This window comes from Phenylobacterium haematophilum (assembly GCF_014196295.1).
GTDB lineage: Bacteria > Pseudomonadota > Alphaproteobacteria > Caulobacterales > Caulobacteraceae > Phenylobacterium > Phenylobacterium haematophilum.
On the sequence record NZ_JACIDK010000011.1, the window covers coordinates 47,021 to 56,247 of the forward strand.

13 protein-coding genes and 1 tRNA gene are annotated in these 9,227 nt (G+C 68.2%); 7 read left to right on the forward strand and 7 right to left on the reverse strand.

Annotation, left to right across the window (positions count from 1 at the left end; genetic code table 11):
- Positions 1-18 precede the first annotated feature (18 nt).
- The gene (gene motA / locus GGQ61_RS20765; RefSeq protein WP_183776976.1) at positions 19-888 is read left to right on the forward strand and encodes a flagellar motor stator protein MotA; all 870 of its coding nucleotides are present in this window, start codon (positions 19-21) and stop codon (positions 886-888) included.
- 96 nt (positions 889-984) lie between these two features.
- Here the strand turns inward: motA and GGQ61_RS20770 are convergent, their stop codons facing one another.
- Both GGQ61_RS20770 and purE read right to left on the reverse strand, forming a co-directional pair.
- Positions 985-2,064 (reverse strand): 5-(carboxyamino)imidazole ribonucleotide synthase, encoded by a 1,080-nt coding sequence (locus tag GGQ61_RS20770; RefSeq protein ID WP_183776977.1) that lies wholly within the window; start codon positions 2,062-2,064, stop codon positions 985-987.
- 8 nt (positions 2,065-2,072) lie between these two features.
- Positions 2,073-2,564 (reverse strand): 5-(carboxyamino)imidazole ribonucleotide mutase, encoded by a 492-nt coding sequence (purE, locus tag GGQ61_RS20775; RefSeq protein ID WP_183776978.1) that lies wholly within the window; start codon positions 2,562-2,564, stop codon positions 2,073-2,075.
- Positions 2,565-2,691: 127 nt separating this feature from the next.
- On the opposite strand from purE, the gene GGQ61_RS20780 reads away from it, so the two are divergent.
- Together GGQ61_RS20780 and GGQ61_RS20785 are read left to right on the forward strand one after the other, a co-directional pair.
- On the forward strand, positions 2,692-3,420 hold the full coding sequence (locus GGQ61_RS20780) for a GGDEF domain-containing protein (protein ID WP_183776979.1): 729 nt from the start codon (positions 2,692-2,694) through the stop codon (positions 3,418-3,420).
- A gap of 77 nt (positions 3,421-3,497) precedes the next feature.
- Positions 3,498-3,863: a VOC family protein gene (locus GGQ61_RS20785; protein ID WP_183776980.1), complete on the forward strand. Its 366-nt coding sequence runs from the start codon at positions 3,498-3,500 to the stop codon at positions 3,861-3,863.
- Positions 3,864-3,888: 25 nt separating this feature from the next.
- On the opposite strand, the gene GGQ61_RS20790 is transcribed toward GGQ61_RS20785, so the two are convergent.
- From GGQ61_RS20790 to GGQ61_RS20800, 3 genes are read right to left on the reverse strand one after another with little or no spacing between them, the layout of a single operon-like run.
- Positions 3,889-4,107, reverse strand: a complete 219-nt coding sequence (locus GGQ61_RS20790; protein WP_183776981.1) for a YdcH family protein — start codon at positions 4,105-4,107, stop codon at positions 3,889-3,891.
- A gap of 54 nt (positions 4,108-4,161) precedes the next feature.
- Positions 4,162-4,608: a TIGR02444 family protein gene (locus GGQ61_RS20795; RefSeq protein ID WP_183776982.1), complete on the reverse strand. Its 447-nt coding sequence runs from the start codon at positions 4,606-4,608 to the stop codon at positions 4,162-4,164.
- Between the two features lie 2 nt (positions 4,609-4,610).
- The gene (locus tag GGQ61_RS20800) at positions 4,611-5,204 is read right to left on the reverse strand and encodes a UbiX family flavin prenyltransferase (protein ID WP_183776983.1); all 594 of its coding nucleotides are present in this window, start codon (positions 5,202-5,204) and stop codon (positions 4,611-4,613) included.
- Between the two features lie 132 nt (positions 5,205-5,336).
- Here GGQ61_RS20800 and GGQ61_RS20805 point away from each other — a divergent pair, with 132 nt between their 5' ends.
- A complete protein-coding gene (locus GGQ61_RS20805) occupies positions 5,337-5,510 on the forward strand; it encodes a DUF465 domain-containing protein (protein WP_183776984.1) in 174 nt (57 codons plus the stop codon).
- A gap of 162 nt (positions 5,511-5,672) precedes the next feature.
- On the opposite strand, the gene GGQ61_RS20810 is transcribed toward GGQ61_RS20805, so the two are convergent.
- Entirely contained in the window at positions 5,673-6,350 is a 678-nt protein-coding gene (locus GGQ61_RS20810; RefSeq protein ID WP_183776985.1) for a DUF1013 domain-containing protein, read from the reverse strand.
- Between the two features lie 242 nt (positions 6,351-6,592).
- On the opposite strand from GGQ61_RS20810, the gene GGQ61_RS20815 reads away from it, so the two are divergent.
- The 3 genes from GGQ61_RS20815 to GGQ61_RS20825 are packed head-to-tail and all read left to right on the forward strand — an operon-like array spanning position 6,593 to position 9,079.
- On the forward strand, positions 6,593-6,946 hold the full coding sequence (locus tag GGQ61_RS20815; RefSeq protein WP_183776986.1) for a hypothetical protein: 354 nt from the start codon (positions 6,593-6,595) through the stop codon (positions 6,944-6,946).
- A 51-nt stretch (positions 6,947-6,997) separates the two neighbouring features.
- Positions 6,998-7,738, forward strand: a complete 741-nt coding sequence (locus GGQ61_RS20820; protein WP_183776987.1) for a TylF/MycF/NovP-related O-methyltransferase — start codon at positions 6,998-7,000, stop codon at positions 7,736-7,738.
- Positions 7,739-7,780: 42 nt separating this feature from the next.
- The gene (locus GGQ61_RS20825; RefSeq protein WP_183776988.1) at positions 7,781-9,079 is read left to right on the forward strand and encodes a lanthionine synthetase LanC family protein; all 1,299 of its coding nucleotides are present in this window, start codon (positions 7,781-7,783) and stop codon (positions 9,077-9,079) included.
- A gap of 58 nt (positions 9,080-9,137) precedes the next feature.
- On the opposite strand, the gene GGQ61_RS20830 is transcribed toward GGQ61_RS20825, so the two are convergent.
- Positions 9,138-9,214 (reverse strand) — tRNA-Met (locus tag GGQ61_RS20830).
- Between the last annotated feature and the right edge of the window lie 13 nt (positions 9,215-9,227).

The window sequence follows — 9,227 nt, forward strand, 5'->3', positions numbered from 1 at the left end:
CGGGGACTGCGTCTTCCTATGTTTCAGATTATCGGCATCGTGCTGCTCTTCGCGCTGGTGTTCGGCAGCTACATCATCTCGGGCGGCAACATGGGCGTGATCATGCACGCCCTGCCCCACGAAATGATGGCCATCGGCGGCGCCGGCGTGGCGGCCTTCCTGATCTCGAACTCGGTCCCCGTGATCAAGGGCTCGCTCGGCGGGTTCGGCAAGGTGTTCGCCGGCCCGAAGTGGAAGGCATCCGACTACCGCGACCTGCTGTCTCTGCTGTTCCTGCTGACCAAGACCATGAAGTCCAAGGGCGTCATCGCCCTGGAAAGCCACATCGAAAATCCGAAGGAGAGCACGATCTTCTCGCGCTTCCCGAAGATCATGAAGGACCATTTCGCCATCGACTTCATCTGCGACACCCTGCGGATGATGACCATGAACCTCGAGGACCCGCACCAGGTCGAGGACGCCATGGAAAAGCAGCTGGAGAAGCACCACCACGAAGCGCTGGCCCCGGCCGGCGCGCTGCAGAACCTCGCCGACGCCCTGCCGGCCCTCGGCATCGTCGCGGCCGTGCTCGGTGTCATCAAGACCATGGGCTCGATCACCGAGCCGCCGGAAGTGCTGGGCGGCATGATCGGCGGCGCCCTCGTCGGCACCTTCCTCGGCGTGTTCCTGGCCTACGGCCTGGTCGGCCCGATCGCCGCGCGCCTGAAGGAAATCACCGAGGAGGAAGGCTCCTTCTACAAGATCATCCAGTCGGTGCTGGTCGCGCATCTGCACGGCAACGCCGCGCAGATCTCGGTCGAGATCGGCCGGGGCAGCGTGCCTTCGGGCGCGCAGCCGAGCTTCCTGGAACTGGAAGAGGCGCTGTCGGCGATCCCGGCCGAAGCCTGATGACTCCGCTCATCCCCGCGCAGGCGGGGATCCATCGGGCCTCGCCGAAGTCAGAGATTCAGCTTGGGTCCCCGCCTTCGCGGGGATGAGCGGGACTTAGAGCGGCTTCAGCCGGTTCACGTGGCCCATCTTGCGGCCCGGCTTGGCGTCCCGCTTGCCGTAGAGGTGGACGCGGGTTTCCGGCTCGCCGGCCAACTTGGCCCAGCCGTCGGCTTCCTTGCCCAGCAGGTTCAGCATCTCGACCTTGGCGTGGGCGTGGGTCGGGCCCAGCGGCCAGCCGGCCACGGCGCGGATGTGCTGCTCGAACTGGTCGACCTCGCAGCCGTCCATCGTCCAGTGCCCGGTGTTGTGCACCCTTGGCGCGATCTCATTGACCAGCAGCTTGCCGTCCTTGAGCTCGAACAGCTCGATTCCGATCACCCCGACATAGTCGAGCGCCGTCAGGACCTGGGCGGCGATGCGCTCGGCCTGGCCGGCCATCTCCTTGCTGACCTCGGCCGGGGCGAACGAGCGGCGCAGCACGCCCTTCTCGTGATGGTTCTCGGCCATCGGATAGACGGCGATCTCGCCATCGCGGCCGCGGGCGGCGATCACCGACAGCTCGCGCACGAAATCGGCTGGGGCTTCCAGGATCACGGGCTTGGCGCCGACCTTGTTGAACGCCTCGGGCGCGTCGGCGGCGTGCTCGACCCACATCTGGCCCTTGCCGTCATAGCCCTCGCGGCGCGTCTTCATCAGCGCCGGCGCGCCCAGGGCGGCGACCGCTTCGCGAGCGGACTCGCCATCGTCGGCGGCGATGAAGGCGACGGTCGGCGCGCCCGCGCCGTTGAGGAAGGTCTTCTCCTCCACCCGATCCTGGGCCACGGCCAGCGCCCGCGCGCCAGGTGCGACCGGCGCCCCGAGTTCGGTCAGCTTCTCGACCGCGATGGCCGGGACGTTCTCAAACTCATAGGTGACGACGTCGGCCAGCTTCGCCAGCTCCGCCAGGGCTTCCGGATCGTCATAGGCCCCGACGACGGTGTGGGCGGCGACGCGGCTGGCCGGGCCGTTCGGCTCAGGATCGAGGATGGCGACGTCGAAGCCCAGCCGCCCGGCGGCCAGCGCCAACATTCGGCCGAGCTGACCCCCGCCGAGAATCCCGATCGTCGAGCCGGGGGGCAGAGGAGAGGCGGTCATGCGAATTCTCAGTCTTCGACGGTTTCGGCGACGCCGGCGGTGTTGCGGGCGCGGAAGTCGGCCAGCCGCTGGGCTAGCGCCTCATCGGAGAGCGCCAGGATCTGGGCGGCAAGAAGGCCGGCGTTCTTCGCGCCCGGCTCGCCGATGGCCAGGGTGGCGACCGGGATGCCGCCGGGCATCTGCACGATCGACATCAACGAATCCATGCCCTTCAGCGCCTTGGATTCCACCGGCACGCCCAGCACCGGCAGTTCGGTCAGCGAGGCGGTCATGCCGGGCAGGTGGGCTGCGCCGCCAGCCCCGGCGATGATCACCTTGAAGCCGGCCGCCTTGGCGCCCTTGGCGAAGTCGTACATCCGATCGGGCGTGCGGTGCGCCGAGACCACCTTGGCCTCGTAGGCCACGCCCAGGGCGTCGAGACTGTCGGCGGCCGCCTTCATGGTCGGCCAGTCCGACCGGCTGCCCATGATGATGGCGACTTGCGCCTTGCCTACGCTCATTCCGACGTGCCCCTTCTCTCGGAAAGGCGCGGAGTATAGGCGCCGGCCTTGCGCCCGCAACCAAGGACGTTCAGGATTCTCGACGCTTAAGGTTCCCTGCCGATTCTGGAGGTGGGCGAGAGGCTCAATGAAGATCACCGGCGCGCGCACCGAACCCTTCTCGGCGATCCGCAAGCGGGCGTTGGTTCACGCCGGCGCTCAAGCGACCGCCGCCGCAGCCGCACCGATCGACAAGACCGCATTCCTGGGCCTCGGCGAGGCTGATCTGACCCCGGCCGTCCAGAGCGCGCTGGCGACGCTGCTGACCGAGGTCGACGATCTGCGCGGCGAGGTGTCGCGCCTCAAGGCCAAGCTGCGCGAGGTCGAGGGATTGGCCGATCGCGACCCGTTGACGCCGCTGCTCAACCGCCGCGCCTTCGTGCGCGAGCTGGGCCGCATCCGCACCTTCGCCCAGCGCTACGGCTCGCCCGCCAGCCTGGTCTACTTCGACCTCGACGGCTTCAAGGCGGTGAATGATCGCTACGGCCATGCCGCGGGCGACGCCTGCCTTTGTGCGGTGGCCGAGCGGCTGGCCGCCAATGTCCGCGACAGCGACGTCGTCGGGCGCATGGGGGGCGACGAGTTCGGGGTCATCCTGGCGCAGGCCGACCGCCAGACCGCCGAAGCCAAGGCCCGCTCGCTCGCCGAGGCCATCGAGGCCACGCCCATCCGGTTCGGCGAATGGACCGCGCCCCTGCACATCTCGTTCGGCGTGCGCGAGATCTCGCCCGAACTCACCGCCGAAGCGCTGGTCGCCGAGGCCGACGCAGCCATGTTCATCCGCAAGCGCGAGGCGCGCGGGTTCGCTCGGCGCTGAGCCTCTGTTTTCCTTCGGTGACCCTCGCGTCAGGTTGCTATGAAGCCGTCAGCGAAAACCACCAAAGGGGAAACACCATGATCGGCTACACCACTGTCGGCGCGAACGATTTCGAGAAATCCAAGGCGTTCTTCGACGCCGTTCTGGCGCCGCTCGGCGTCGCGCGGTCCTTCGGCATGGACCGCATCCAGTTCTATGGCGCGCCGGGCGCCGGCGCCCTGGCGGTCTGCAAGCCCTATGACGGCGAGAAGGCCACCAGCGGAAACGGCATGATGGTCGCCCTGGCCTGCCCCTCGCCCGAAGTCGTCGACCAGGTCCACGCCGCGGCGCTGGCCGCTGGCGGCACGTGCGACGGCCAGCCTGGGAAGCGGCTGCCCACCTTCTACGGCGCCTATTTCCGCGACCTGGACGGCAACAAGTTCTGCGCCTTCAAGATGGGGTGACGAGCGCCGGCCCGCGCTTGCGGGCCTAGGCGATGATGTCGGGCGTCTGCTGATCCTTCAGACGCTCGATTTCGTCCTTCAGGGCCAGCTTCTTCCGCTTCAGGCGGGCGATGACCATCATGTCAGGCACCGGCGCCTGGCCGATGGCCTCAACGGCAACGCCCAGATCGGCGTGCTCCTGAGTCAGCAGGTGCAGGCGTGCGGCCAGCCGCGCCTCGGGATCGTTCCTGTCGTCGTCGTTCATACGCTAGCGGCCCCACGTCACGGCGCATTCTATGCCACGGCGGCGGTTAACGACCTAGCCCAGGGCGCGCGCCAGGCGAGCCAGCACCTCGTCCGGCGCGGGCGCTCCCCAGGCGCGCGAAGCAGCTTGCAGCGCCGCCAGGGCCGGCTGTCCGCCGCGCCGGTGTTCGCTCATCGCCTCCAAGGCTTCCATCAGCACACGCTCGGCGCGCAGCTCGGCGGCCTTCACGTCCTCGCGCAGGCCCTCACGTGCACCGTCGGCGACGGCCTCGAACGGCGCCTTGAGCGTGCGGCGCACAGCGCGCACCGGCTTGAGCACCGCCTCGTCCCAGGAGCGGCCAGCCGACGCCGCCGCCTGCAGGGTCGCGGCGTCCGCCCCCTCCGCCCACACCGCCCATAGCAGGTAGGAGGTGTTCTGCCCGTAGGCGTCCTGCAACTCCAGGCAGACCTCCGGCACGCCCGGGCGTGCATAGGCCTCCAGCGTCCAGCCCCACAACGACAACGTCAGCCCTCCCCGGTCAGAGGCTTGAGATCCAGGCCCCAGCGCTTCACCGGCGTCCAGGACAGGCCGAACAGATCGAGCGCGCGCCCGACCGACTGGTCGACCATCTCCTCCAAGCTCGTCGGCTTGGCGTAAAAGGCCGGCAGCGGCGGAGCGATCACTGCCCCCATCTCAGCCAGCCGCACCATGGTGCGCAGGTGCCCCAGATGCAGCGGCGTCTCCCGCACCATCAGCACAAGCGGGCGACGCTCCTTCAGGGTCACGTCGGCGGCGCGGGTCAGCAGCGAAGAGGTCACGCCCGTGGCGATCTCGCTCATCGTGCGCACCGAGCAGGGCGCGATGATCATGCCCAGCGTCGGGAACGATCCCGACGAGATCGCCGCGCCGACGTCGCCGACCTTGTGCGGCACGTCGGCGCGCGCATTCACGTCGGCGACGCTGAGCCCGGTCTCCTGGGCCAACGTCAGGGCCGCGGCCTTCGAGAAGATCAGGTGGCTCTGCACCCCAAGGTCCCGGCACGCATCGAGCGCGCGCAGGCCGTAGACGACGCCGCTGGCGCCCGAGACGCCCACCACCAGGCGCGCAGGTGTGCTCATGCCCTCGTATCTCCGAGCCCGGTTTCAAGGCGTGGGCGCGGTCCAGCCCACTGCAAACATATGTGATCTGACAGGCCAGACCAGCGGGTGTTCACTGGCCGTGACAGTAGTTCGACAAGGAGATGACACGTCATGGCCGTCGAAGCCCGTATCCGTGAACTTGGCTTCCGTCACCAAAATTTGGATCGGATGATCGAGGAAGAAACGAATAGGCCGGCCGCCGACGCCACCAAGTTGAAGGAACTGAAGCTCAAGAAGCTTAAGCTCAAGGAGGAGATCGAAGCCCTCGGCGCGCAAGCGCACTAGGGACGGTTTGCTCCTCGTCCGTGCGGGCGGGGGACGGACGCCAGTCGACCCTGATCGATCGTTTCCACGGGTCCCCGGAGGCGATCGGCGGGGTCGCCTGCGCGCGTCGGCATCCAGCCGGCGCAGGTGAAAGGGGCAGCCGCGCCACCCCTTCCCTTATCCCTAGTCCTCTTCGCCGTCCTCGTCGTCGAAGTGCGGCTGTTCGGCCACGTAGGGCTGATCGTCCCGCTCGGCGACGCCGCCGAACGCGCCGGTCTCCGAGGCCGGTTCCAGGGTCGGGCCGTCGACGATGCCGCGACGGGCGTCGTCCTTGGCCTTCTTGTCCGCGGCCTTCTTGACCACGGCGTCCAGTTCCATCTGGGTCGCCAGGCCAAGCGTCACCGGGTCGACCGGCTTGATGTTGGCCGAGTTCCAGTGGCTGCGGTTGCGGACCTGGTCGATGGTGGCCTTGGTGGTGCCCAGCAGGCGGGCGATCTGGCTGTCAGCCACTTCGGGGTGGTTGCGGATGAACCAGGCGATGGCGTCCGGGCGGTCCTGGCGGCGCGAGACCGGCGTGTAGCGCGGGGCCTTCTTCACCGGCTTCAGCAGCTCGGCGTGGCGGCTCTTCTGCGCCTTCATGCGGTACTTGTCGTTGCTCTGAGCCTTGTCCAGCTCCTCGCGCGACAGCTGGCCGTTGGCGATCGGGTCGGCGCCGCGGATGTCGCGCGCCACTTCGCCATCGGCGATGCCCTTCACTTCCAGGGGATGCAGGCCGCAGAAGTCGGCGATCTGATCGAAGGTCAGCGAGGTGTTGTCGACCAGCCAGACAGCGGTCGCCTTCGGCATCAGAATCTCGGTCATGACGGTCTTTCCAAAATGACGGCGCCCGGCCTTTCGGCCGGGCGGTGCAATCAAGCAAAGCCACATATAGGCCCGTTCCGCGCTCAAGAAAACGACAATCCTGCGCGGTTCCAGCCGGTATCGGCGGCGCCTTGAGTGCGCGTTTCCGTGAAGTCGCTCGCCTGGCGCACGTTCGCTGAAGACATTTGCCGCCGCCGTGCCAAAGTCTTCGAAACAACGACCCTTCAGGGAGGGCTCCAGGAATGAGAGGCGCGGTCCTGCCGATCGCCGCGGCAGCTTTGCTGTCGGCCTGCGCGACAACCGATACTCAGCGGACGGCCGCTACCGTCCCGCGCACCGACTACACTCATCTGTCCTGTCGCGAAATCGCCGCTCAATTGGCGCTCACGGAACGCGCGGTGGTCTCCGGCGCCCGCCGCCAGCCGCTAGCGCGCGGCGGCGAAACAGCCCAGGCCTACCTCTTCCCCGCCTCGCTCGGCGCCGCCGCTCCCGCCGCATCGGCCAAGCTCGAGGCGCGCCTGGACGATTTGCGCCGCGCCTCGCGGGCCAAGCGCTGCGAAAGCGCCTGGCGCAGCTACGAGACCGCCACGGCCTAGCTCGCCGAACGGCGATTGCCGAGCCGACGAAAGCCTCCTAGCAATAGGCGTATGACCGCTGTCCCTCTACCTGAGATCGGCACACCGCGGACCATCGCCCGTGGCCGATCGGCCCACGACGGCTACCAGCGCGGCTGGGGCCTGATGCACGCCGGGGTCGCCGAGCGCGTCGCCCACCATCCGCTCTATCAGGCCGGGCTCGAGGCTTCCGCCCATTGGTCGGTGATGGTGGAGGCCAAGCGGATGAACCTGTTCCTGATCCTGACCTCGTTCTATGCGGGTCTGGACGGCAAGGACGTCATCGAGTTCGGCTCTTATCGCGGCGGCAACGCGCTGTTCATGGCCCGCGTCCTCTGGGACGTGGCGCCTGGCGCAAAGGTCTATGCCTGCGACACCTATGCCGGGATGCCGGCGACCGATGCGGGCCGCGACCTCCACGGCCCAGGCGACTTCGGCGACAGTTCCTACGACGCCCTGGTCGAGCGTCGCGACGCCCTCGGCCTGACCAACCTCGTGGTGGTGAAGGGGTTGTTCCAAGACACCTTCCCGGCGATCGCCCGCGAGCGGCCTATCTTCGGCCTCGCCCATATCGATTGCGACATCTATTCGGGCGTGAAGTACGCCCAGGACGCGGTCTGGCCGCGCATGGCCCGCGGCGGCTATGTCGTCTACGACGACGCCGACACGCCCTCCTGCATTGGCGCCACCGAGGCGGTCGAGGAGTTGGTCATAAGGCGCAAGCTGCATTCCGAGCAGGTGTGGCCGCACTGGGTGTTCCGCGCTGGCCTCTAGGTCCTTGCGCCGCTAGCCTTGCGCAAAACAGGACGGGCGGAAATGACCGGGTACGGACAGGCGGCGCGCGAAGCGCTGAACTTCATCGAATCGCAGCGGACCGGCGCCGTCTGGCGCACCAACGATCATCCGAAATCCCGTCCGGCCCACAGCCTCTATCATGGGGCCGGCGGGGTGATCCTTTTGCTGCTCGAATTGTACGCGCAGTCCGGCGAACCGCAATTGATGGAAAAGGCGATCGACGCCGGCGACGAGATCCTGGCGGCGCTGCCGACCTTCGAGGGCCTCTCGGTTAACTCGTCAACCGGCTGGGGCGGCTACGTGTTCGTTCTCGGCGAGTTGGCGCGGATCACCGGCGAGACCCGCTATCGCGACGGCGCGGCCTTCTGCCTGGGCAAGATCCGCGAACTGGCCCAGCGGCTCGGGGCCGGCGTCGGCTGGATCGAGCCGGCGCCCTTCGGCGACATCACCGGCTTTACCCACGACCGCGAAGTCTTCGACCAGTCGGTCGGCTCGGCCGGCGTGGTCCTGACCTTGCTCTATGCCGATCGCGAGGGTCTCGATCCTGAAGCCCTGCTGCTGGCCCGCGCCGCGGCCGAGCGGCTGTTGGAGGTCGCCGAACCGACCCCGGAAGGCCTGCGCTGGAAGATGATGGCCGACATGCCGTTTCAGTTCACCGCGCCGAACTTCGCCCATGGCGGGGCGGGCGTCGGCTATGCGCTGCTGCAATTGCACCGCGCCACCGGCGAGGCGCGGTATCTCGACGCCGCCGTAGCCGCCGCGCGCTACACGATGAGCCGCAGCCACCCGGTGGGCAGCGGGCGGCTGGTCTGCCACAACGAGGACACGCGCAAGCCGATCTTCTATCTCGGCGCCTGCCATGGCCCGGCGGGCACTGGCCGGTTGCTGCTCGAATTGCACGCCGTCACCGGCGAGCCCGAATGGGCCGAGGCGCTCGCCCAGCTGCTCGCGGGCGTCGAGGGCGCCGGCGCCCCGGAGGCCCGGTCGGCCGGCTTTTGGAACAATCACGGCCAATGCTGCGGCGACGCCGGGGTTGGAGAGTTCGCACTGCTGCTGGCCCGTCGGACCGGCGACGACGCCTATCTTGATCTGGCCCGGCGCTGTGCGGCGGTGATCCTGGGAGCCAGCGAACTCGATGGCGATCGGCGGCTCTGGCGGCAGGCCGAGCACCGCGACAGACCGGACTTCATCCAGGCCCAGACAGGTTACATGCAGGGCGCGGCCGGGATCGCCAGCTTCCTGCAGCACCTTGAAGGCGTCGAGGCCGGCCGCCCGGTGAAGCTCGCCATGCCGGACTGGCCGGCGATGGAGGCGTCCTGACGACGGCGCCCGGACACAAAGAAGCCCCCGAGCTGAGCTAGGGGGCCTATTGAAACCTTGGGTGCGGGGACAGGATTTGAACCTGTGACCTTCAGGTTATGAGCCTGACGAGCTACCGGGCTGCTCCACCCCGCGTCAGGGTGTCGTG